At 55.5% G+C, this 24,166-nt stretch carries 18 protein-coding genes; 9 read left to right on the top strand and 9 right to left on the bottom strand.

Going from position 1 to position 24,166, the window contains the following annotated elements; all coding sequences use genetic code 11:
- Positions 1–31: 31 nt before the first annotated feature.
- The 3 genes from ACYZT5_RS27310 to ACYZT5_RS27320 all read right to left on the bottom strand — a co-directional run bounded on the left by ACYZT5_RS27310 (position 32) and on the right by ACYZT5_RS27320 (position 3,139).
- Positions 32–826 carry a carbon-nitrogen hydrolase family protein gene (locus ACYZT5_RS27310; protein ID WP_462048201.1) on the bottom strand — a complete coding sequence of 265 codons (795 nt, stop codon included), beginning with the start codon at positions 824–826 and terminating at the stop codon, positions 32–34.
- A 12-nt stretch (positions 827–838) separates the two neighbouring features.
- Positions 839–2,521, bottom strand: coding sequence for a flavin monoamine oxidase family protein (locus tag ACYZT5_RS27315; RefSeq protein ID WP_462048202.1), 1,683 nt, complete (start codon positions 2,519–2,521; stop codon positions 839–841).
- Positions 2,522–2,677: 156 nt separating this feature from the next.
- On the bottom strand, positions 2,678–3,139 hold the full coding sequence (locus ACYZT5_RS27320; RefSeq protein WP_007980298.1) for an Lrp/AsnC family transcriptional regulator: 462 nt from the start codon (positions 3,137–3,139) through the stop codon (positions 2,678–2,680).
- Positions 3,140–3,315: 176 nt separating this feature from the next.
- On the opposite strand from ACYZT5_RS27320, the gene ACYZT5_RS27325 reads away from it, so the two are divergent.
- The 7 genes from ACYZT5_RS27325 (at position 3,316) to ACYZT5_RS27355 (ending at position 12,926) form a co-directional block, all read left to right on the top strand.
- Positions 3,316–5,670 carry a glucose/quinate/shikimate family membrane-bound PQQ-dependent dehydrogenase gene (locus ACYZT5_RS27325; RefSeq protein WP_462048203.1) on the top strand — a complete coding sequence of 785 codons (2,355 nt, stop codon included), beginning with the start codon at positions 3,316–3,318 and terminating at the stop codon, positions 5,668–5,670.
- 179 nt (positions 5,671–5,849) lie between these two features.
- The gene (locus tag ACYZT5_RS27330; RefSeq protein ID WP_462048204.1) at positions 5,850–6,497 is read left to right on the top strand and encodes a peptidase M41; all 648 of its coding nucleotides are present in this window, start codon (positions 5,850–5,852) and stop codon (positions 6,495–6,497) included.
- A gap of 439 nt (positions 6,498–6,936) precedes the next feature.
- The gene (locus tag ACYZT5_RS27335) at positions 6,937–7,482 is read left to right on the top strand and encodes a hypothetical protein (RefSeq protein WP_462048205.1); all 546 of its coding nucleotides are present in this window, start codon (positions 6,937–6,939) and stop codon (positions 7,480–7,482) included.
- A gap of 423 nt (positions 7,483–7,905) precedes the next feature.
- Positions 7,906–9,348, top strand: coding sequence for an integrase (locus ACYZT5_RS27340; protein ID WP_462048206.1), 1,443 nt, complete (start codon positions 7,906–7,908; stop codon positions 9,346–9,348).
- A gap of 262 nt (positions 9,349–9,610) precedes the next feature.
- Complete coding sequence (locus ACYZT5_RS27345) at positions 9,611–9,835, top strand: hypothetical protein (RefSeq protein ID WP_462048207.1); 225 nt, start codon at positions 9,611–9,613, stop codon at positions 9,833–9,835.
- Between the two features lie 125 nt (positions 9,836–9,960).
- Positions 9,961–12,384 carry a DNA primase family protein gene (locus tag ACYZT5_RS27350; protein WP_462048208.1) on the top strand — a complete coding sequence of 808 codons (2,424 nt, stop codon included), beginning with the start codon at positions 9,961–9,963 and terminating at the stop codon, positions 12,382–12,384.
- A 242-nt stretch (positions 12,385–12,626) separates the two neighbouring features.
- Positions 12,627–12,926 (top strand): hypothetical protein, encoded by a 300-nt coding sequence (locus ACYZT5_RS27355; protein WP_462048209.1) that lies wholly within the window; start codon positions 12,627–12,629, stop codon positions 12,924–12,926.
- A gap of 877 nt (positions 12,927–13,803) precedes the next feature.
- Here the strand turns inward: ACYZT5_RS27355 and ACYZT5_RS27360 are convergent.
- The 6 genes from ACYZT5_RS27360 to ACYZT5_RS27385 form a co-directional block, all read right to left on the bottom strand.
- Complete coding sequence (locus tag ACYZT5_RS27360) at positions 13,804–14,520, bottom strand: M48 family metallopeptidase (RefSeq protein ID WP_462048210.1); 717 nt, start codon at positions 14,518–14,520, stop codon at positions 13,804–13,806.
- Positions 14,520–17,636 carry a type I restriction endonuclease subunit R gene (locus ACYZT5_RS27365; protein WP_462048211.1) on the bottom strand — a complete coding sequence of 1,039 codons (3,117 nt, stop codon included), beginning with the start codon at positions 17,634–17,636 and terminating at the stop codon, positions 14,520–14,522. Before ACYZT5_RS27365 ends, ACYZT5_RS27360 begins: the two co-directional genes overlap by 1 nt.
- A gap of 102 nt (positions 17,637–17,738) precedes the next feature.
- Positions 17,739–19,016 (bottom strand): restriction endonuclease subunit S, encoded by a 1,278-nt coding sequence (locus ACYZT5_RS27370; RefSeq protein ID WP_462048212.1) that lies wholly within the window; start codon positions 19,014–19,016, stop codon positions 17,739–17,741.
- On the bottom strand, positions 19,007–21,373 hold the full coding sequence (locus ACYZT5_RS27375) for an N-6 DNA methylase (protein ID WP_462048213.1): 2,367 nt from the start codon (positions 21,371–21,373) through the stop codon (positions 19,007–19,009). Before ACYZT5_RS27375 ends, ACYZT5_RS27370 begins: the two co-directional genes overlap by 10 nt.
- Before the next feature lie 233 nt (positions 21,374–21,606).
- A complete protein-coding gene (locus ACYZT5_RS27380) occupies positions 21,607–21,837 on the bottom strand; it encodes a hypothetical protein (RefSeq protein WP_462052321.1) in 231 nt (76 codons plus the stop codon).
- 469 nt (positions 21,838–22,306) lie between these two features.
- On the bottom strand, positions 22,307–22,525 hold the full coding sequence (locus ACYZT5_RS27385; RefSeq protein WP_462048214.1) for a hypothetical protein: 219 nt from the start codon (positions 22,523–22,525) through the stop codon (positions 22,307–22,309).
- 568 nt (positions 22,526–23,093) lie between these two features.
- On the opposite strand from ACYZT5_RS27385, the gene ACYZT5_RS27390 reads away from it, so the two are divergent.
- Complete coding sequence (locus tag ACYZT5_RS27390; protein WP_462048215.1) at positions 23,094–23,648, top strand: Panacea domain-containing protein; 555 nt, start codon at positions 23,094–23,096, stop codon at positions 23,646–23,648.
- A gap of 1 nt (position 23,649) precedes the next feature.
- Positions 23,650–24,081, top strand: coding sequence for a hypothetical protein (locus ACYZT5_RS27395; RefSeq protein ID WP_462048216.1), 432 nt, complete (start codon positions 23,650–23,652; stop codon positions 24,079–24,081).
- The last annotated feature ends 85 nt before the right edge of the window (positions 24,082–24,166 follow it).

Genomic DNA, 24,166 nt, shown 5'->3' on the forward strand with positions numbered 1-24,166 from the left:
TCCAGAACAGAGAAGCGCTAATGCTAGCGGATCAGCGCTTGTTCAGCTCGCCATAAAGCTCGGGACGGCGATCGAGCAAGTAGCGATTGGCCGCGCGGGAGTCGACCATCAACTGACGATCCAGCTCGCCGACAATCAGTGCTTCATCGAGGCCGGCCTGGGCGATGCGGCTGCCATCCGGTGCGGCGATGCTGCTCTGGCCGCAATACTGGATCTCGCCTTCGTTGCCGCAATAGTTGGCGTAAGCCACATAGCACTGGTTTTCGAAAGCCCGGGCGCGGACGGTGACGTCGGCGATGAAGTCGTAGGGAATCATGTTCGCCGTCGGCACCAGAATCAGCTCGGCGCCGGCCAGGGCCAGGCGTCGGGCGTTTTCCGGGAATTCCAGGTCGTAGCAGATCAGGAAGCCGAGTTTCCAGCCATTGAGTTCAACCAGCGGGAACTCATCCGGCCCGGCGCTGAACATCGAGTGATCGAGGTCGCCGAACAGGTGAGTCTTGCGGTAGTTGCACAAGCGCTCACCATTGGCATCGATCAACTGCACGGCGTTGTAGATCTGCCCGTCCTCGGCGCGCTCGGGGTAGCCATACAAAATGGCGATCCCGGCTGTCTTGGCAATGCGCGCGATCTGTTGCGCCGACTCACCGTTGTGCACCTCCGCCAGCACGCTGACCGCGTCGAGGCCGATGTTGTAGCCGGTCAGGAACATCTCTGGCAGCACCAGCAAGTCTGCACCTTTGGCTTCCAGCGCCAATTGGTGCAGGCGTTGCAGGTTGCCAGCAACCTCCAGGGGCAGCGGTGGACATTGGTAAAGGGCTACGCGCATTTCGGATTCCTCTTACTCGGGCAAGGCGATCGGACCGATCTCGTTGAACACATCTCCTGGACCCGGGTTCTCGGCGTGAGTTTCACCGCCGAAGTGTTTCATGATGCCCCACACCGCATTGAGCGAGGTCTGAACCGCCCCTTCGACCCAGGCTGGCGTCCACGAAACATCGTCGCCGGCGATGAAAATTCCGCGCTGCTCGGCCGGCATGTCGGCCTGCATGAAGTGCGCGTACATGCGCTGGTTGTAGCGGTAGTGGCCGGGCAGGGCGCCTTTGAAAGCACCGAGGAAATGCGGGTCGGCTTCCCAGGACACGGTGATCGGATCGCCGATGATCCGCGCGGCGATGTCGACTTTCGGGTAGATCTTTTTCAACGCATCCAGTGCCAGCTTCACGCGCTTTTCCACTGGGTGCGGGAGCATTTTCAGTGCGTCGCTCATCCACGAGTACGACAGGCAAATCACGCCGGGCTTGTCGTCGCCGTTGTCGAACAGGTAGGTGCCACGGGTCAGGCGATCGGTGAGGGTCATGCTCATCAGGTCGCGGCCGGTTTCCGGGTCCTTGTCCTTCCAGAATGGCCGGTCGACCATCACGAAGGTTTTCGACGATTGCATGTAGCGGGTGCGGTCGAGGGCCATCCACATCTTCTGCGAGAACAGGGTTTCGTCGCATTCGATCTGGGTGGTCAGCAGCCAGCTCTGGCAGGTGGTCAGTACCGCCGCATATTCCCGTGTGTCGCCGTAGTTGTCAGTGACCGTAAAACGGCCGTCCGGTGCGTGGGCGATTTTTTTCACACCGGAACGCGGTGCGCCGCTGTGCAACGAGCTGAGACTGGTGCCTTCAGGCCAATGCACGCAACGCTCCGGCACATGGCGCCAGATGCCCAGCGGCACTTGTTCTACGCCGCCGACCACCAGGTGCTGGTGATCGTCGCAGTTGGTCATGACCACACGGAAGATTTCCAGCATCGAGTTAGGGAAGTCCGAGTCCCAGCCGCCGGTACCGAAACCGACCTGTCCAAACACTTCGCGGTGATGGAACGAGAGCTTGGCGAAGGCTTTGGAAGTGGCAACGAAGTCATAGAACGTGCGGTCGTCCCACAGCGGAACGAGGGTGTTCCACAGCTCTTTGAGGCGGGGTACATCGCGGTCGCGGATCGCTTGCTGGATGTCAGAGAACTGCGAACCGGCTTCCAGCGCATCGGCCCAGGCGTCGGCCACTTCCTGGAACAGTGCAGGAAGATCCGCCAGTTTCTGTGCGTAATGGGTCTGGCCTTCGAGGTCGATCACCGTGCTGCCCGAGGCAGGTGTCAGCGGGTTCGGGAAAGGTTTTGTTTGCAGGCCCAGCTTGTCGACGTAGTGATAAAACGCGGTGGACGACACCGGGAAGCGCATGCCGCCGAGCTCGGCGATGATGCCTTCAGCGCCGTTGAATGCCTGGGAGCGCAGACGGCCGCCCATTTTCGAGGCTTCGTAGACGACAGGTTTGAGGCCCAGTTTCATCAATTCGTAGGCCGCCACCAGACCGGCGATGCCGGCACCGACAATCGCTACCTCGGCGCCATGATTGTGCGCAGGGATGCTGCCCAGGCCAGCCGGGTGCTCGATCCAGTCGTCGAAGGCGAAGGGAAAGTCCGGCCCGAAAATGGTGACTGGTTTTTTACCGTCTGCAGGATGGCGATTGTTCTTGTTCATGGCTGACCTTGCTGGCGACCTGACGCGGGATGCGCGTCTGAGTATAGGAAAAGATGGCAGCCATTCTAGAGAGCGTAGAACACGTTAATAAGACGCAATGTGTCGTCGTTTTGCTTGTTAATACTGCAATCTGACGAGTGTGACGAACAAATTGGATTAAACCGGTTGGCCGCGATCAATCTTGCTGCTGAGAATGATCGAGGTCGTGGTCTTCTCCACGCCATCCACGCTGCCAATCTGATCGAGCAACTGATCCAGCTGCTCAGGTGAATCGGTGCGTAACCACGCCACGTAATCAAATTCGCCACTGACCGCGCACAACTGCTGAACCTGAGCCATCGCGCTGAGACGTCGCAGCACTTCCTTGCCCGAGCGCGGTTGCACCGTGATCCCGACGTACGCCTGCAAGCCGCCATCTACTACGCGTTGACCCAAACGCACGCCGTAACCGGTGATCACTTTGGCCTTTTCCAGCCGGGCCAATCGCGAAGTGACGGTGGTGCGAGCGATGCCCAGTTGTCGCGCGAGCATGGCTACGCTCTCGCGGGCATTGATTTGCAGGGCAGCGATCAATTGGCGGTCGATTTCGTCAAGAACGGGTGGGCGAGTGTCAGGCAAAGGTCGTCTCCAGCGGCACAGATCAATGGGTTGGCATGTTACAGGCACATCTCGCACCGCGGATGTTTGATCTAGCCTACAGTACCGTTCAGGACATTTTTACCTGCGACAAATTGCCATAAGTAACTAGGTAGTACATTATTCCGCGCTTGTCACAAATGGGGAAAATTTCCGACATGAATAATTCTGGGGCTGCCGGCGGCGGCAAATGGTTGCTGTTGGGGCTGGGTGTCCTGATTGCATTGATCGGGCTCGGCCTGGCCGGTGGTGGCGGCTATCTGGTTTCGCTCGGCGGCAGCGGGTACTTCCTGCTGATGGGCCTGGCGATGCTGGTTTCCGGGTTGATGATCGCCCGTCGTAAGCCGCAAGGTGCGTGGCTGTATGGCTTGGCGCTGATCCTTACTGCGATCTGGGCGGTGTGGGACACCGGTTTCGAATACTGGCCGCTGGTCTCGCGGGTGCTGACGTTTGCTGTGATTGGCCTGGTTGTCGCGCTGGTCTATCCGACGCTGGTGCGAGCTTCGGGCGCGACCGCGGGCCGTGGCGCTTACGGTCTGGCCGGCATTCTGGGCGTTGGTGTCGTCGCAACGCTCGCCTACATGTTCGTGCCGACCCATGTGGTCAAGGCCAGCAGTGAACCTGCGGTAACACCGGTCGCACCGGGCACCGAACAGAAAGACTGGGCCCATTGGGGCAACACCACCGCTGGCAACCGTTTTGCCGCGCTGGACCAGATCAACAAGGGCAATATCGACAAGTTGCAAGTCGCCTGGACCTTCCGCACCGGCGACATCCCGCAAAGTACGGGCGCCGGAGCCGAAGATCAGAACACACCGTTGCAAATCGGCGACACGGTCTACACCTGCACCGCTTATGGCAAAGTCTTCGCCCTCGATGCCGACACCGGCGCCCAGCGCTGGAAGTTCGACCCGCAAGGCACCGCGCCAAACTGGCAACGCTGCCGGGGTCTCGGGTATTCCGAAACCCCTGCGTCCTCGGACAACCAGCCAACGGCCTGTACGAAACGTCTGTTTCTGCCGACCGGCGATGCGCGTCTGATCGCGATCAATGCTGAAACCGGCAAACCCTGCGAAGAGTTTGGCAATAAAGGCACCGTCGACCTGACAACCGATATGGGCGAAGTGAAACCCGGCTACTACCAACAAACCTCGACCCCATTGGTCGCAGGTGACGTGGTAATCGTCGGCGGTCGCGTGGCCGATAACTATTCCACCGGCGAACCGCCAGGTGTGGTCCGCGCCTACGACGTGCGCAGTGGTGAACTGGTCTGGGTGTGGGATCCGGGTAACCCGAACACCACCAAACGTCCGCCGGCCGGTGAGACCTATACCCGTGGCACACCGAATGTCTGGTCGGCCATGTCCTACGACGCCAAACTCGGTCTGGTTTACCTGCCAACCGGCAACGCCACCCCCGACTTCTTCGGCGGTCAACGTACGGAGTTCGACGACAAGTGGAACTCATCCATCGTCGCTATCGACGTGAAGACCGGTCAGGTGCGTTGGCACTTCCAGACCACTCACCATGATCTGTGGGACTTCGACCTGCCTGCACAACCGCTGCTGTACGACGTACCTGACGACAAGGGCGGAATGCAGCCGGCCTTGGCGCAAGTCACCAAGCAGGGCGAGATCTTCCTGCTCAACCGTGAAACCGGTGTGCCGATCGCGCGGGTCGAAGAGCGCCCGGTGCCTCAGGGCAACGTGCCCGGCGAACGTTACTCGCCGACCCAGCCGTTCTCGGTGGACATGCCGTCAATCGGCAATAAGACACTGACCGAGTCCGACATGTGGGGCGCGACACCGTTCGATCAATTGATGTGCCGCATCCAGTTCAAAGGCATGCGCCACGAAGGTGTCTACACCCCGCCGGGCATGGACCGCGCCTTGCAGTTCCCGGGTTCATTGGGCGGCATGAACTGGGGCAGCGTCTCGGTTGATCCGAATACCCATTACATGTTCGTCAACGACATGCGCCTGGGCCTGGCCAACTACATGATCCCGCGCAACAAAATCGCCGCCGGGGCCAGTGGTATCGAAATGGGCGTCGTGCCGCAGGAAGGCACACCGTTCGGTGCGATGCGCGAACGTTTCCTCTCGGCGGCGGGCATTCCGTGCCAGAAGCCACCGTTCGGTACGATGTCCGCCATCGACCTCAAGACCCACAAACTGGTCTGGCAGGTTCCGGTCGGTACCGTGCAAGACACCGGCCCGCTGGGCATCCGCATGCACCTGCCGATCCCGATCGGCATGCCGACCCTCGGCGCTTCCCTGGCCACCCAGTCGGGTCTGCTGTTCTTCGCCGGCACCCAGGACTTTTACCTGCGCGCCTTCGATACCGGCAGCGGCAACGAAATCTGGAAATCCCGCTTGCCCGTCGGCAGCCAGTCCGGCCCGATGACTTACGTTTCGCCAAAAACCGGCAAGCAGTACATCCTGCTCACCGTTGGCGGTGCGCGTCAGTCGACGGATCGTGGTGACTACGTGATTGCGTACGCGTTGCCGAAGTAAAGGCTGAAACGCAGGTACGAAAAAGCCGCGCAATTGCGCGGCTTTTTTGGCTGAGCGAACTGACCCGTCTGTCCTTCCCATAGCGATAGCTGAGCGTTACGCCATCAACAGGACGATAGGATGGACAGCAACAGTTACTCGTAGTCGAATGCGAAATCGAGGGATGCGAGGCGATGGAAATGACGAACAAGATGCCTCCCGCTATACGGGACCATGCATTGCAGATTGCACATCACGAAATGGGGCACTACGTCATGGCCCGAGCCCTGGGGTTTGCAACGGGCGGCGTGACCCTGACAGTGACCATGGACTTAAGGCATCAAGGGGGCGCTTCCATCACCTTGGTGCGATCCATTTCGTCGATAGACGCGATGAAGGAGCATTTGGAAGCCCGGATGATGGTCCTCCTTGCTGGCGCTATGGGGCAGACATTACCTTCAATACATTCGGCCGAAAAACGCGTCGATAAGTCGAAAGCGGCAACCCTCCTGAAAGGAGAGCTGGGGGCAGAACAGGACTACGCAAAAATAAGGGAGTTACGGCACTTGCTGCGCAATATTGCCTACCCCGATACGGATCCCGCGTCGTCTGACCGCATAACGGCTGAGCTGAAAGAGATAACTGACCGCGTGTGGCTCCGGACTCAAACGATCGTGGAGGCATTGGCCGATACGATTACCGGATTGGCAGGAGCGCTGGTAGACGGCATGGTCATCGTGGAGCAATGGGGTAGGGCGGCGGATACGTATGAGGTCGTGTTGACGGGTGAAATGCTTGAGCGGATGCGGCCCGTGCAGGCTATTCCAGCGTTAAGTGTTGCTTCTTAAGCTGAGGATAGAAGCCCCGATAAATCGGGGCGTATTCATGGCGAGCTGCCGCTACTCTTCAGATTTCGTCGCCGTCCGAGCAGGTCACCGTGTCAGCGCTTTCACGACATCGTCAATCACAGATGAAAGACGTGAGACCGATGGTTTCAGTTCTGAGGGTTCGGACGGATTTGTTTTGATCATGGTTTTACTCCTGGGTTCTCGGGCGTCATCCGATATTTCGACACCTTCAGCAAGCAAAGTTAAACGTCAGATACACGAAAGCCGCGCATTGCGCGGCTTTCTTGTTTGGTCAGTCGTGTCCTGAAATCAGATGTAAATCTATTTCAGGATGAGTGATGAGCATCATTTTCGGAAGCGTCTGACATACACGGCGCCGGTCTCTTGTCGATCATTGATTCTTTCTCATGGCGTCGGGCCTTGGTTCGAGGTTGGCGGAATGGAGACCGAAGTGACCGCCTATTTTCCAGCGCTGACCATTGGCGATCGGACCTACGATTTTGCTCACCTTGAACCGTTCAATTTCACGATTGCGAGCCAGTTGGCCAAGCGTGATTTGCGCGTTCATGTCACTTTTTCAAGTCACTGTTTCAGCCAAAGTTATGACGCGGCGACGCACCCGGCCGTGGAGTCGATCATTCTCGACGGTGCCGGACGACCGCGCACCTTCTGTGCAATCCGTTATCGGCTGTCATTGGGGCTGCCGGCGGTGATCCGGGGATTGAACCATCCCCATTCCAAGGTCAGTGAAACTGCGACGCGGCGCAATTGGGCCTACTCTATGACGATTCAGGACCCGGCCGGGCCTTACCACGTGTTCTTTGAAATACGTCGGGCCGCCAAGGAAAAGCCGCAGGATCTCAATTTGGTGATTGAGAGTGCTTATCACCAAACCAAGCAGCCGCCGAGGCTGCTGGGAAAGATGGGCTTTATGTTGTTGTGCGGTAAGGTCTACTTGCGGCAACCGAGCTCGACCAAACGCTAGGGGTAGAAACGAAAAAAGACGCCATAGGCGTCTTCTTCGATTCGGTAAAGCAGATCCGGACACCACTTACGAACCACCTTGCGCGGTTACGGCTTTCGCCGCTGGGAAGCGCTCAATCTCATCCGGTCAGTCGCTTCGATGGGTAAAATCTAATGAAAGATGATATCCACGTCAATCATGATGTCTGACGAAAGCCGCGCAATGCGCGGCTTTGAGTATGGTGGGCCCACACGGACTTGAACCGTGGACCAAAGGATTATGAGTCAGAAAATATGCCGTTCAGCCGTGTCCGCTAGTGTTTTAAAATCTAATGAAATCAAATGGCCGGGTCTATCCTTTAATTGTACCTGTCCGCTTTCGTACGCTGATGTATCCCAGTGACCGAGGCCTATACAGGTTTTTACAGACATGGGAGCAACGGCCATGAGCACCAAAGCCAAGAAAGCCAAGCTCATTTTCACCACCGAAACCATCAAGGCGGTGAGCAGGAAAGCCAAGCTGCTGGGCTTCGACGTGTGGGAAACCGAAGACGGCAGCCGGGGTGAAGGCAGGCTGCGTGTGCGCGCTTCACCGCATGGCAGCATCGCCTACTTCTTTCGGTACAGCTTGAACGGCTTACAGCGGCAGCTCCGTATCAATGAAGAGGGGTTGGCCGAAGCCCGCGCCGAGGGCGACAGGCTCTCTCTGCTATACCGCTCTGGAATCACCGACCTTCACCAGCACGCCAAGCTGGAAGCGATGGCAGAAGAAGCACGGCTGACCGTGGCGGCAGCCCAACTGGATGTGCTCAAGCGGGCAGAAGAAGCACGAGCCCGGCAAGGCACCTTCGCCCAGTTGCTGGACGGCTACACCGACGACATGCGACGCAGGAACAAGGGCAGCGTCCGGGAAGTGCGCGGCGCGTTGGCGTTGAACGTGCTGACTCCATTTCCCGCGTTGGTGATCAAGCCAGCGAAGGAAATCGAACCGGGCGACATCACCAGTATCCTGCGCCATTGTCGGACCCGCGCGCCTGCCCTCAAGGGTAGGGGTTCACGCTTGACCCCGGCCAACGCCAGCAACGGCAAACTCAGGCAGACCGCCAAATTGCGTTCCTATCTGGCCGCCGCGTTCGCCTTCGGCCTGACCGCCGACAACGATTCACAGCAGGATGCAGGCGCCGCCGTGTACGGCCTGAGCGCGAATCCGGTACTGGGCACCAAAGCGATTGAGGGTGCCGACCGCGCCGAAACATGGTCGCTGGATAAGGCCGAACTGAAGGCGGTGCTGCTGGCTCTTGAGGCTCTGCCAGAGCGCCGTCGCGCCATTGCCAAGAGCATGGTGTATCTGGCCGGGCAGCGTGTCGAAATGCTCTGTCGTGTGACGTGGGCCGACCTGTACGACGATGGCGAGCATGGGGCAGTGATGCAATTGACGGACCTGAAAGGTGGCGGGGGTGCACTGTCACGTATCCATCTATTACCGATGACCGAGCGCCTGAGCGAGATCATGGCGCCGCTGCTGGCGCTGAAAAGCGACGGTAAAGCCCCCGGTCCATTCTCGCTGCGCGGCACGATGGCGATCACCCCCGGCGTGGCGTTGGGGATCTTTGGGGAAATGGGTGATGCCTTATCAGCAGCAGGCACCACCCGCCGTTTTAGCTGGCGCAACGTGCGCGTCACCGTCGAAAGCCATCTGGCGAGCCTCGGTGTCAATCAAGAGCGCCGAGCGTGGCTGCTGTCGCATGGTCGGTCTGGTGTGCAAATGCGGCACTACGACCGGTACTCATATTTGCCGGAAAAACGTCAGGATCTGGATAAATGGGCGCGCTATCTGGATGGGCTCGCCAGTGGTGAAACAGCCAAAGTAGTGCAACTTCACGCCTGAATCAGACAGGCGGCAAAGGTCGGCAAAAATCGACAAAATCTGCTACGGACGCCACCATCCCTAGCAGATTTTTTTCGTTTGGTGAGTTATCAAGCAAGAATTTCCTATGATTACTACGCGATTACGTTGTATCGAGATGAACGGTCATTTCCCATAGTTATCCGCACCAGATCCAGACCTCGAAGTTTGCCGACATATAGGAGCGGGAGTATATGTGTGGACGTGTTCTCGTGTTAGCGAAGTTTTACTGAGGTATACCAAAATGACTGCCACGAAGTTGCCAAACCCCAAGCCCGTGCTGATGTCCGTTAACCAGTTTTGCGTGGCTACCTGCATGGGTCGCACGAAGGCTTATTTGCTAATGGATAAAGGTGTGATTGCTTATCTGATGTTAGGCGGCGTGCGCCGCATTCCCGTCACTGAACTTGAGCGTCTCGAAAATGAAGCAAGGCGGGAAGCCAAGCAAAACCTGCTTGGAGTTATGTAATCGTGACCGTCGTCGATTGGCTGGCTTATTACGAAGCGCATAAATAAAAAACCCTCGATCAGAAGGCATTACCGAGGGTTTCAACTTCAACGCCGCCATTAGGAGAAAGTAGGAGCAACACAATTATGACTCAGGGTATAGAAGTAGAAAACACCATCAAGGTTTCGCTTGGTAAAAACAAGTTCGACAACAAGCCCGTGCAGTGCGAAAGCGCCAACTTTGACGAATTCACTGATGACGTATTAAACAAAGCCCATGAGAGCGCGGAGAAGGGCGAAACCTTTATCTGCGCGCCGATGGCTGTAGGGTGCCATAGCAAACCAGAGGAATGGGTAGGTGAAGCAGCATGGCGGCAGAAGCATCTCGCCGAGCCGCGCTGGTACGCCCCATTTGACTTTGACGGCTTCAGTAGCCCGGAGATGTTCCTTGAGGTGCTGGGGTATCTGAAGCGTTATAAGGGCTTCGCCTACACCACGGCCAGCCATACCCGCGAGGCGCCGCGTTGCCGTGTGGTGCTGATGCAGACCAAGGCAACCGACCGGGAAGATGGTATAGCGGTCTGTAAGGCCGTACAGGCAGAGCTTGAGCGCAAGCTTGGCGATGATGCGGTGAAGTTCGACACATCGGTCTATAAAGGCGAACAGCCTCTCTATACGCCGGTGCAGGGGGCTCAGGCGTTCCGCTTCACAGGTAAGCCGGTGGATGTTGACGCCATGCTGATGCTCGCGCCAGCGCCCGCAACAAAGCCAAAGGCGTCCATGAAATCGCCACTGGAAACTGCCAAGACCGATGATCCGACCCTGCGCATATTGTATGAATTGAACATGGTGCGCGGCGATCAGGGCGGCGGCAAATTCAATATCGAATGCCCGTTCGCCCATGAACACAGCAGCGCTACCGATGACAGCTCGACAGTCTATTATCAGAAATATACGGGCGGGTATAAGGAGGCCCATATTCATTGCCTGCATGGGCATTGCGAAAAGCGCAAAACCAATGATTTTATGCTTGCGCTCTTAGCAAGGTACACACAGCAAACCGGTAAGGTGGAATCCAAAGACGTGAATGCGTCCAAGGCGAATCACCTGACTACCGACTTGGCTAACGCCGAACGGCTGATGCGGGAGCTGGGCAACAATGTCCTGTCCGCATCCGGTCAACCGCATATCTGGACCGGCACGCACTGGTATCACGATAAAGCCGCGTCCTATCTACAAACCCTCGAACTGTCGCGGCTGATTAAAGCCGAGGCTGATACCTGGGAACAGCGGCCTTACGACAGTGACGAAGAACGGAAGAAGTACGCGGAGATTGCCGCCGCGTTGCGCAAATGGAGTAAGGAATCTGAAAACATCGGTCGCCTCAGCGCGGCGTTTAGTTTGCTTATGTCGATGGTGGAAATACCAGCCTCCAAGCTGGACAGCAATCCTTATCTATTGAATGTGCAAAATGGCACCATCGATCTGCGCACCTGTGAGTTGCGCGAGCATAAAAAGGGTGACCTGATTACCCATTGCATCCCACTCCATTACGATCCAAAAGCCGAAGCGCCATTATTTAAAAAAGCCTTAGCCGAGATTACTGGTGAAGCGGGCGCGGAAAGCCAGCCTGTAGCGAAATTCATGCAACGCTGGTTCGGATATGGCGCCACTGGTGTAACGATAGAGCACGTGTTCGCCATCTTTCAGGGTGACGGCTGCAACGGCAAGTCAGTATTACAGGAAGCCGTCGCCCGTGTGCTCGACTCTTATGCAGGTACGGCGGCGCCGGGGCTGCTGGTGGGTAATCGGCAGGACAAACACCCGGTGGAAATTGCCGACCTTCGTGGCAAACGCATGGTCACCGCGCATGAGTCGGACGAAAACGGCAGGCTGCGCGAAGGGTTTGTAAAACAGGCCACGGGTGGTGACACCCTGTGCGGGCGCTTTATGCACAGTAATCTGTTCCAGTTCACGCCGACCCATAAGATCCAGTTGCTGACCAACTTCAAACCCACGATTACCGGGCGGGATCGCGGCATGTGGCGGCGCGTGCTGCTTATCCCTTTCAATACCATATTTGGCACGGCTGTCGAAGTCACCCAAGGGTTTGCCCATTACGTCCGTGATAACCATCTGGCCGAACGGTTGAAATCTGAGGATGCAGGGATTCTGACGTGGATCGTACTGGGCGCGGCCCAATGGTACGCGATGGGGTTGAACCCGCCCGACGCTGTATTAAAAGCCTGTGACGACTATCGCAAGCAGCAGGATCGTATCCGGCAGTTTATCAATGAGTGTTGCGAACGCGACCCCGAAGCCTTTGTGCCGCTGTCTGGTGAACGGGCGGACGCGATGGGTATTTATTATGCGTATACATTCTGGGCAAAAAGCAGTGGGTATCTAGCTTTAGGTAAAAACAATTTTAGTGAGGAACTGGAAAGGTTCCCCGGCATTAAAAAAGAGGAGAGAAAGGTAAAAACATTAGATAAGTGGACGCACACCACCGGGTTTGAGGGGGTGAGGCTCACAGCGGAGGTCGTCAATGAGATTGTCCTTCACCGGCGGTAAAAATACGGGTTTGGCGGTTTGGCGGTTTTACTTACGGTTTTTGTACTTTCCCCCGCGTATGAAGGAAATCTCTAGGGGGAATATACCGTTTTTCGGTTTCAAAACTGCCAAACTGCCAAACTGCCAAACTGCCAAACTGCCAAACTGCCAAACCGCCAAACCGCCAAACCGCCAAACCGCCAAACCGCCAAATCCATAAATTTATGGTTTTTAACTCTGACGGTGGATGTGAGGGCTGTGAAATGAAAACGAAATTACTGGTTAGGAAGAGCACTGCGCATTGCGTCGATTCCCCGGCGCAGCTTGAGCAGATGTTGCTGTCTGGTGATTGGCTCTTGGCATCGCCACTGCCCAAGGCTCGCGGTAAAGATGCCCGGCGTATGTGCAACCTGCGCCGGGATAGGAGACTCGCCGGATGGCAATCGCTCTATCTGTGGCTGACGCCTGAGCAAGCAGCGTTAGTAGAAGCCGCGAAGTGGGACAACGAGACTTACGTGGATCTGTTGATTAGGCTTATAACTGAACGGAGTTTACTTAAGTGAAATTTGGGACAATTGGGACACAATTAAAAAGTTCCCCGAGTTACCGTATGGAAGGCCGAACGCCCTGGGTGCGGCACCGCAGCAGGATCAAAGGTTAAACAAGGGTCACGGAAGGGGCAAAACAGAAGCTTTTTGACGAATTCAATGTCACCGGGGCATCGGTGCTGAAAAGCTAAAACAGGGGATTGCTAATCCCTAGGTATGCGGCGCAAGAATGCGGCTTTTCAGAGGGTTTTGTGGTGGATTGAGGTTTTTGTGCCTATACCGTACCTGTTGAGTGCTACAGCGGGTCGAGAAATGAAAGACAAATCGATGCTCGCTTTTTACAAAACACAGACTTGCTTCGACTCTGCGGCCAACACCAAATGGTGCATGGTGCGCAGAACACGATGAACAGCCTGGCTCATACAGCGAGTTCATCAGCCGGCTGCGGCGCTGCCGTTTGGCGCAGCTGCGGTTGAAGCCGCCAGGCACAGCAGAGCCCCCGCTGCGCATGGGCGACCGGCAGAGAACGACCCAGGCTGTGTGAAAACGCATGTACCGTTTTGAAGTCTGCGTTGCTACGTAAAATCTGTCAGCGTTTGGTTAATTAGCAGGCCGGAAATTCTCGTAGGAACGCGATTTTCGTTCCAGTCCTGACTGCCAGACCTGCTCCAAAACGTTTTCACACAGCCTGGACCCATTGCTGCCTTTGGCCAAGGGCAGACATCGGCCAAGAGCGGTCACCTTAGCGGCCTGCTGCCTTGATTGCCCGATGAGCAGCGAGACAGCGACAGTGCTTTCATTCTCTACCCCTGAGGTCATCACTGCTCATCTGCGCCGCGTTGTGCACGCCTACTTAGGTACTGAAGGACCGCATGTCACCGCTACGCGCACATCAGTGATCCCAACTCTCATGGCGAACCGGCAAGCGATTCAGCTCATCCTTGGTCTGTCGCCAATGCGGTACAAATCTATCCAGCAATGCTAAAAACCGGGCGTTGTGTGTCGGCTCAATCAGGTGAGCCAGCTCGTGCACCAGAATGTATTCCAGGCATTCCGACGGCTTCTTCGCCAGTTCGCTGTTCAGCCGAATATTGCCGGATGTCGGGTTACAGCTGCCCCAGAGGGTTTTCATCCGAAGCACGAAGATGCGCCTGGCCTCTACTCCCATCTGAGGCTGCCATTTGCCCAGCAATGTCGGCAGCTTCTCCCGGAGCTGTTCGCGATACCAACTTTCCAGCAACTGTTGGCGGCGTGCTTCGCTGCTGCCTGGCCGTATCTGTAATACCAGGGTGGAATGTTTCAGCTCAACAACCGGCGCAGCATCGGCCTCAACCACCTCCAACAAGTAACGCTTGCCCCACACCTGATGGCTTTCACGGTTCAGGTACTCACGCTCTGGCTCACGGATTTGGGCGCGCATCTGCCGCTGCTGCGCCTTGATCCAGCTCAGCTTGGAAATCGCGAATGCGCGCAAGGCGTCCATCCCCATGTGTAGAGGCGCAGAGATGTGTACCCGCCCCTCGGGCGGATAAACATAAAGGTGCGCGTGCTTGTTGTTCTTTCTCTGAACCTCGACACGGATGTCGCCGAGGTCAATATGCTCGGCCATCAATATTCCTGGTGGGTGACGATTATAGGAAACAGACGCTCGACCTCTTCCACGCTATTCAATACCTTGTGCATGGCCTTTTTGACTACCATTTCCTTGGCCTGAACGCCACGCCAGCCATCCGGCCGCGCCTGCTTCACAGCGCTGTCGAGCATCAGTGCCAGCTCCAGCATCGCGTCTACCGTGGACGGGCCATAGGGTGTTGGCGGCTCGGCTACCGTGTTTAGCGGCTGAAGGTTGTTGTACAGCGCCAGCTTGCCAGGGGTATTGAGCGTGGCCGGTGTGTGCTCAGCCTTGCCGGCATGCACTTTGGTAGCAAGCTCGCCGATGCGCTTGAGATACTCCTCATACTCGATGGCCTTCTCTTTGCGCAGTTTGATGATTTCATCGAGTAGGGTCGACATTTTCGCGAAGAAGGCCGGGTCGGTCGGGTTTTCTTTGATGATCTTGCTACGAACGTTGTTCTCGATGGTTTCGGCAATCGCGCCCTGATTTCCTTTCATCTCGGGCAGCTTATTGTCAATCGCCTCGGCGATGCCGCTCTTCACGATCAGGTCCAACAGCCCTATGTTGTCGAAGGGCGAGATTTTGCGCGGTTCGCTGGTCTCGATGTATGTATCAATCAGATGCCGCATGTCCGCTTCGAACGGCTTGATGTCGAGTGTCTCGCCACTAGCTTTACGGATGATCTCGCGCAGCGCCAGATAGCGATCAAGCTTGCGGGTGATCTCTTCAATCTGCGCCGAGGTGTAACCTGCCGATTCCATCTCATCCGCCAAATTCGCATAGGCACGCAACAACACCACCACGGCCCTGTAGAGCGCCACGCGTTGGGGTTCGCGATTCTGCAAATCGTCTGGTATTTCGGTGTTGCCGCAGAAGTAATGAATATGCGCCAGCTCGTCCTTTGGTGGAGCAACCGGCTCGCACAACAGCGCCAACGCCTCCAGGGCGTCATCCAGCCGATCCTTGCCCTGCTTCAGACGATCCTGCAACAACACTTCTGGGTCGGCACCCCCGGCACTGTGATCCAGTTCAGAGGTGTAGACCTTGATCGCATTTTCGACACTCTTGAACAGGTCCTTGTAGTCGACGATGTAGCCAAACTCCTTGTCCTCGCCATCCAGGCGGTTGGTCCGGCAAACGGCCTGGAACAGGCCATGGTCCTGCATCGACTTGTCGATATACAAGTAACTGCAAGGCGGGGCATCGAAGCCGGTGAGCAGTTTGTCCACGACCACCAGTAGCTTCATGTTGGCGGGTTCCTTGATGAACAACGCCTTAGCGCGCTCTTCATAGGCCTCGGTCTTGGACATGCCTGGCTTGACCTGCACTTTTTCCAGAAGGTTTGTGTAGGTGTTGTAGATGAACTGCTTGTCGGTTTCGGTATTGGCGCCGGTCTCTTCTAGGGTGACATCCTTGGCCTGCGGGTTGTAAGACGTGATAACAGCGCACTTGCCCTTGAACATCGAATCCTGGAACAGCGTGAAGTACTTGCAGGCTTCGTAAATGCTGGACGCCACCAGAATAGCGTTACCGCGTTGGCTGGACAGACGCGGCTTGCTGCTGAAGTCGAAGATGATGTCCACCACCACACGATTCATGCGGGACTTGGAGCTGAGCACATTCTGCATGGTGCCCCACTTCTGCTTCAGCTCGTCCTTCTGCCATTTATTCAACGCCTTGGTGCTGTTCTCGAACCACTGGTCGATCTTCTCCGATGACCCTAACCTGGCATCGATGTCTCGGGCCTCGTAGAGCAGGTCGAGCACCACGCCATCTTCTACCGCTTCGCTGAACTTGTAGGTGTGAATGTACCCACCGAAGACTTCCAGGCTGGTGGCCTTGTCCTCCTTTAGCAGCGGCGTGCCGGTAAAGCCGATGAACACCGCATTGGGCATCAGTGCCTGCATCACCCGGTTGAGTCGGCCGCCCTGGGTCCGATGGCACTCGTCAACAAATACAAACACTTCGCCCAAAGTCGAGCTGGGCTGGCTCTGCAGCTCTTTGATAAAGGCCTCGAAGGCCTTGTCATCTTTACCTTTGCTAGAGCCACCAAACTTGTGCACCAACGAGCACAGTAGGCGCGGACTTGGCTGGCTGAGCTGACGCATCAGCTCCTGACCACTGCCGGTCCGGCAGATGGCTTCGCCGGCATCGTTGAACACCCGCTCGATCTGCTTATCCAGCTCGTCACGGTCGGTGATGATCGCTACGCGGGCGTGCGGGTTGTTCTCCAGAATCCACTTGGCCAGTAGCACCATCAGGATGCTTTTGCCAGCGCCCTGGGTGTGCCAGATGATGCCGCCCTGACGCTTTTTCACATGCTCTTGCGCGGCTTTGATGCCGAAGTACTGGTGCACCCGCGGCAGCTTCTTGATGCCGCCATCGAACAGCACGAAGTCATGCATCAGCTCAATCAACCGGGCTTTATCGCATATTTTCAGGAGGTATTTGTCTAGCTTGTAGCGGCTGTTGTCGGCCTCGTCTTCCTTCCAGGTCAGGAAGTACTTTTCCTGGGTACCGGTGGTGCCATAGCGTAACCCTTCCGAGTCATTGCCGGCAAAGACGAACTGCACCGTACTGAAGAACCATTCATTGAATTCCGCCGACTGGTTGGACAGGCTCTGGCGGATACCGTCGCCAATACTGATGCGGCTGTTCTTCAGTTCCAGCACACCGATGGCGAGACCGTTAACGTAGAGCACGATATCCGGCCGCCGCTCCAATTTGCCCTTGAGGGTGACTTCCTCGGCAACGGAGAAATCGTTTTTCAGCGGCTCATCCCAGTTAATCAGGTGCACCGTCTCGGTCAGCTTCCCGGCCTCGGTCTTGACTGGCACGCCGTAGCGCAGCAACTGGTAAACGGCCTGATTATTCCCGTACAGGCTGCGACCGGGGTGGTTGGCTTCAAGGTTCAGCTTGTACAGCGCCGCACTGATCTGCGCTGAGCTGTAGCCAGCACCGTTTAGATAGGCTTCGAGCAAAATCGTTTCGATATTGCTGTTGTTGGGCCGATCCGCCCAGTCGCCAAGATGCTGATAACCCAGCTCCTGGACAAAGAGTTTGGCTACACGGTTCTGCGTCACGCGTTCAGCTTTTCCAAGATCGGTCATTTCAGCACTTCCCAGTGTCCGTTTTTCGTTGGGCCAACATGTCGGATGACCCCGGCTGCTCGTCGCGCCACACGGCCGTCCATTCCCGCTGCTGGTGTTCACTCATACCAATCGAATCCTTCCGGTTAGAAGTTCCTGCATCATGCCTTGTTTTAGATGGCGGGCTTTTTGGAGTTTTGTTTCAATAGCAATAATTTCATCGTCCATTTCGGAGAGCGTAGTGGCGATAGCATTTCGTTCCGCTTCCAAGGATGGCCAAATAACCTTATAACCCGCCATATCTCTGTTAGTTATCTGGTTAATTGTCGCCCCCATACCATCGCTAATTTGACGCTTCAAAAAACTTGACTGAAATAACTGGAACACGATTGCGCTTTCTGCACTGCGCAGGACAGCCATGAATGCTCCGAACGCCATGCCAGCCCCGAAATCGTCAATCACCGCGCACTTACCTATAAGTTGCCGACTTCCATTACGTACGCATACCAGAATATCGCCTTTCTTCGTAATAACACGTGATGGCAACTCCATCTCGACGAATACATTATCGTCATAAGAGAGAACTCCATTTTGAACATTTGATGAGCGCAGGACTAATGTGCCAGACGAACGAACGTCATCGGGACTATAGGTCAGACCTATCAGACATTGAGCTACCTGTCTGAGGGGAATAACATTCCAGTCAATCGGCACTAAACCAAGCTCTGTTTTCTTATATTTCGAGCTACTTTCGAATCCTGGAAGTCGCATCGCTCCAGTTAGCAAACCTTGCATTGCACCTTGTTTGATTTGGCGTTTTTTGATCAGCAGTTGTTCCAGCGAATCGATCAATGAGTCCGTTTCACTCAAAACTTCAGCAATGGCTTGTTGTTCGGTTAGCGTTGGAGGAAGAGGTAGCGGATAGGTCTTTAGTTTTTGCCCGTTAATATTGGCTTGCCCAACGGCGACACTCAGTATTTTAAGACTGTATTTTTTGGAAAAATAGGCATTCAAGACATAGTTGAGAAACCGTGAGTCTAATAAAGATTTGTTTTCATTAATTCGAATTAGATAACCGGCGAAAACTGCTGGTCGCTCCCCTTTATAGATTGCCGTTTTTCCAACAAGATCAATAGTATTTGTGCGATTGAACAGCACATCGCCAGCACTTAGCAGATACTTTTTAATCTCTGCTGCATCATTCGTAAACACGAGGTCACGCCAATCGATTGCCCCATTCTGTAAGTTACCCATTCGAAGAACGGGAATATCGCCATCGGGACGTGACTTGGCAGATGAGCCATACTCCACTGAGTGGATGAGTTGGCCAAGGCTAGGGGTGCTCCAATCCTCAGGAACCATTCCCACGTCAGTCTTTTTGTACCCCGGATTCAGCTCCATACAAACCCCATTTTCTGCAGATGTGCCACCACCTTAGTTTCCAGGTCACTGACGCGCTGAGTCAGCTGCGGTAACGGGGTTTCATAGCGCTCGGCCAGTTCGTTCACTCGCTTGGTCAAGCTCTGACTCACACGATCAATCTCGCCGCCGATAGCGGCCTGCAGGGAAGCCAGCCATTTGTCGTCAACGGCCAATTGCTTGATTTCCGCTTCAGTCAGGCGATTGATATCCGGTTCGGGCAGCGGATATTTGGCATAGACCTTATCATCCAACTCAGCCTCCAGCTCCTTGAGCTGCTTTTTCAATTCAGCTTCCTTGGCGGTCAATGTCAGCCACTGCTTGAGTACGGTTAGTTCCTCGGCAGTCGCATCCTTCCCGATGTCCTTGATGCGTTCCTTTACTGCAGCTGCGTTGATTTTTTCGAAGTCTGCAAATACGCCTTCCTCGCCACTGTGCTCTTCCTCCAGCTCAGTCAGGGCGGCGCTGGCCGCTTCCAAGTCGGTGCTGGTTTGGTCGATAGTTGCTTGTTGGACAGCGAAGTAACGGGCGACGACCAATGCTTTGGGCAGAAGGTCACAGGTCCAGCCCTTGTCCTTTTCCTTGCCTTTTTTGTCTTTCTCGATGACGCGGTACGTCTCGGCCTTCCAGCCATCGGCGGCGATCAGGTAGGCGTCGTCCTGCATCACTTCGGCCCAGTAATCCATCAGGTGCTGGTAAACGTCATAGGCGTCGATCAGCGGCTTACCTTGGTAGTGCTGCAACAGGCCTTCGGCAAGCTCATGGATCAACTGCTTGGGATGGAAACCCGGTTGCAGCGACTTAAGCCTTTTTGCTGTCGGGTTTCGCCAATCGCTGAAATGCGTGGCCATGCCAGAGATAAAGTCGGCGAATTGTGAGTGCTCATAGATGCTGGCCTTGATATCGGCCTTGTCCACGGCGAGGTCGAAGTAGCCGGGGCGATTGACGGTGAACAGTGCAGCCTTCAGTTGCGGGCATACCGCCCAGTAACCGGCCAGTGCCTCGATATCAGCGGCCGGAATGCCACCCTTGAGATGGCCTTCGATGTCCTGTTTGTCTTCAGCTTCAGCGCTGTCGATATAGCGTGGCAGGTTGAGGTTGTAATCGTGCTTCTCGATCTCGTTGAAGTCCACCATACGACCATAGCGCGGCTCGCTGTTGTCTTGGCGAGTGAAAGCGTCGACGATTTTGTGGACGTCTTGCTCACGCAGGCGGTTTTTGGGGCCGTCCTTGATGAAGCCTGCGCTGGCGTCGAGCATGAAGATGCCCTTGCGCGACGCTGCGTGTTGCTTATCAATGACCATGATGCAGGCCGGGATACCGGTGCCGTAAAACAGGTTGGCCGGCAAGCCGATGATGCCCTTGATATAACCGTGACGGATTAGGTTACGACGGATCTCGGCCTCGGCATTGCCGCGAAACAGCACCCCATGGGGCAAAATGCAGGCGGCTTTGCCGTCACTTTTCAGCGAACGGACGATATGCAGCAAGTAGGCGTAGTCACCCTGCTTGGCTGGCGGTACACCGAAAGTCTCGAAGCGATTGAAAGGATCGTGAAGCGGATCTAGCCCAGTGCTCCAGCGCTTGTCCGAGAACGGTGGATTGGCTACGACGTAATCGAACTGCTTAAGCAAGTCTTGATTGATCGCCTTGATCGTAAAGGCCGGGCTGGTCAAAGTATTGCCTTGGGCGATCACGGCAGTGGGATTGTTGTGCAGAATCATGTTCATGCGTGCCAGACTGCTGGTCGCCGAGTCCTTTTCCTGGCCATATAATGTGATCGGCGTGCTGGCTGCGTCAGCGACCTTGAGCAGTAGCGAGCCCGAGCCGCAGGTCGGGTCGTATACGCTGGTATCGCTGCTGGTTTGTGCGGCACCGATGCCGATGACGCTGGCGATCACCCGGCTAACTTCGGCAGGAGTGTAGAACTGGCCCTTGCTCTTGCCCGAGTCCACGGCAAAATGTTTCATCAGGAATTCGTAGGCATCCCCGAGGATGTCGTCGTGTTCGGCACGATTTCTCGAGAAGTCCAGTGCCGGGTTTTCGAAGATGGCGATCAGATTGGTCAGACGCTGGACCATTTCCTTGTCGGTGCCAAGCTTGCTCGTGTCGTTAAAGTCGGGCAGGTCGGAGAGTTTGTTGGCCGCGGCTAACGGAGCAATGATCTTTTTGTTGATCTGGTCACCGATGTCGCTCTTGCCCTTGAGTGCGATCATATCGGCAAAGCTGGCGCCTTCTGGAATGGTGATAGGCGCGTAAAACTCACCGGCGTACTTATCGCTGACGTACTTGATAAACAGCAGTACCAGGACGTAGTCCTTGTATTGGCTGGCGTCCATACCCCCGCGCAACTCGTCGCAGGAGGCCCAAAGGGATGAATACAGCTCTGATTTTTTGATGGCCATGTGTGTTGGAATTTTCCGTAGCGTTTGAGCCACCAGGCAATGCCTGGCGGCATCTCGATTCGTCAATTTGGGGGGGGCGGGAGCCGCAGCCACTTCCAGAAGCTGGCGAGGTTCTCCGGCTCCTTGAAGGTGAGAGCACAATAATGCAGTAAGAATACCATCACACCTCACCTCCCCGGTCGACGGGTTGTAGCTGGGCGAAGTACGACCGGCGATGACAACATACCGCCGTTGATCAAAGGAGGAATGCCGCTCATGGAGGACGACGTTGGGTTCGTATTGGTGGGTCGGACGAACCAGCGTTCCAGCACCGCATGTGGCTGTCCTTGCCCCTGTGTGGTCAGCCATTCATGGGCCAGATCGTTCTTTAAATACCAATGGTGGGTCGGCCCGGCCACGACATTCAGGTAGTAGCTTTCATAGCCGTACGACCCCAGGGTAGTAATTTCGTGGCACTGTCGCCACGTTGCTGTCTTCGACCGGGTCAAATTGGATTTTGAAGACGTGGCTCTAGTCGGCTGGCCTGCTTACCACTCCGTGATGCTGCTGGAGTTATAATCGACGGTTATCTCAACCGCATTCAGTCGAGCCAGCGGCTGGAGTGAGAAGCCTAGCGCAACGTCGAGCTGAGCTGTAGTAGTGCGGAGGAGGAGCTTAAATTCGCACAATTTACGGTGGCAGATTTTGAATGACGGAATGTCGGCTTCTAGCCGTTCTCTGTCAGTCGTCACTACGGCGTCTGCTGGCCAAGTCGGATGCAAACGGTTGGTCAGCGGGACGCAACCTTCCACTATCCACAGAGTCCCATTTTTTCTCGCATTAAATCGGGATTTGCTCATGCAAGAGGAAGAGGGCGTTTGATGATGCCTACAACTGCCGAAGCCGCATGATGGCGTCTGTGATGCCTTGAGCGTTGGTGTCCAGCGTATTCATCGCCGACATCGCATTAGCGGCAACACTCCCTACTCCGTTCTCTGACAGCCATGCAGTGATCTCTTCTATCGCTGCACCCAGGGCGTGCTGGTTGTGCAGGAGCAAGGTCAGGGCGTCCGCCGTGGCGATCTTGCTGTCTGAGTTATCGGGCATGGCAGTCGTCCTTGAGGAATGGTGCAGGAAGCCTAGTTCATCTGCCCTGGCCTGAGGGTGGGTGGGTAATTGCGCAGTCGGTGCGACGAGCTGCTCTAACGGTACAATTATACCCAGTCGCTGCTGCATTCCATGTCGCGCTTGAGCTGATCGGTGTGACCAGACCCCTCAAACACAAAAATCGACCGCGCACAATCGCGCTGGCGCAACGTTCCCTGCCTGGGTTATGCAACTCACACAGGGCTCCTAATGAGCGTGTCCTGGCGCATCCTGCGAGGTCGGCACTCCCGGCTCAGTGAACAACTCCATTTGTTCTGGCGCAGGCCCAGGTGCAGGATCGAACAGCTCGGGCTGGTCCTGTAGGTCTTCTTGGCTAACGACGATGATGGTAGGCATGGTGATGACTCCGCTTTAGCAGGTATTTTGCAAGCGCCCCTGCAAAGGGAAAATCGGCGCATGTTGAGTGTTTCCCAGACTGGTTTAACCATGGGGAATCAGGATCGGCGACCGGGCGTACACGACCCAAGGCTGCCTGGCTCTCACTGGCCGTTAAGGCTATGCTACGGGCATGATTATTGAGCACGAACGCGAAAAACTGATCGAGTCAGTAAAATTTTTCGCACAGACTACGAAAAAACTGGGAAAGGTGAAGCTATTTAAGCTTCTGTATTTCCTAGATTTTACTCATTTCCGGGATACAGGACGACCTGTCACGGGGCTCGAATACTTCGCCTGGAAGATGGGACCTGTACCTAAAGAGCTGTTCAATGAGCTTGAGCAGCCGGGTGTTGATTGGCAAGGAAACTGCGCATTCAGATGGAAAAAAACGGCCAAGGGAGAGATGTTAACCGTCAATGCCTTAAGCGAGTTCAATCCGACACATTTTTCCAAGCGTGAGCTTCGCCTGCTACGCGAGCTTTCAGCTGAATTCAGGGATGCCGACGCGGAGCAGATGGTGGAAGAAACCCATCTAGAGAATTTGCCGTGGCACCAGATTTTCGAGGTCGAGCGCCGAAAGCAAGCTCAGATTCCGTACTTGATGTCTCTAAAGAAACAAGACTACGAGTTTATGCTTGACTCTGTTCGTGACAGAGATTTCGTCCTTTCCAAGCTAAGGAATTGATGTGACTCCAGGGACGATCATATTCCACAAGGATTTCAAGTTTTCAGATGGCCAGATGAAGGACAAGTATTTAGTCGTCATCGGTAATTTGAACTGTGGGGTTGTTTTGGTGGCGAAAACCACCTCCAAAGGTCATAGATATCGCTTGGACTTTGGCTGTCAAAGTGCCAATAGGTATCCGGCTTTTTATTTACCTCAGCGTTCTTGCTGCTTTCCGATGTGTACCTGGATTTGCTTAGGTGAGTTTTATGAGCTTAACGAACAATATCTCGTGCAGAGCATGACTGGGGGGCAGGTTTATAAATATGGAGTGCTTGAAAACTCTCTGACTAGGGACCTCCAGTTCTGCGCTAAAGATGCTGATGATATCTCGGCGCATCAGGAAGCAATGATAGACGGCAGTCTTGCCCCGAATGGTAAAAAATCCCCTTAATATCGTGCATCTAGAAGCCCATTGGTCACTGGGGTTTTGTGCATCTCGCGACGAACGCCGGTGTACAGAATCACCCCCAATTTCG

It is taken from the genome of Pseudomonas sp. LB3P14, assembly GCF_054898045.1.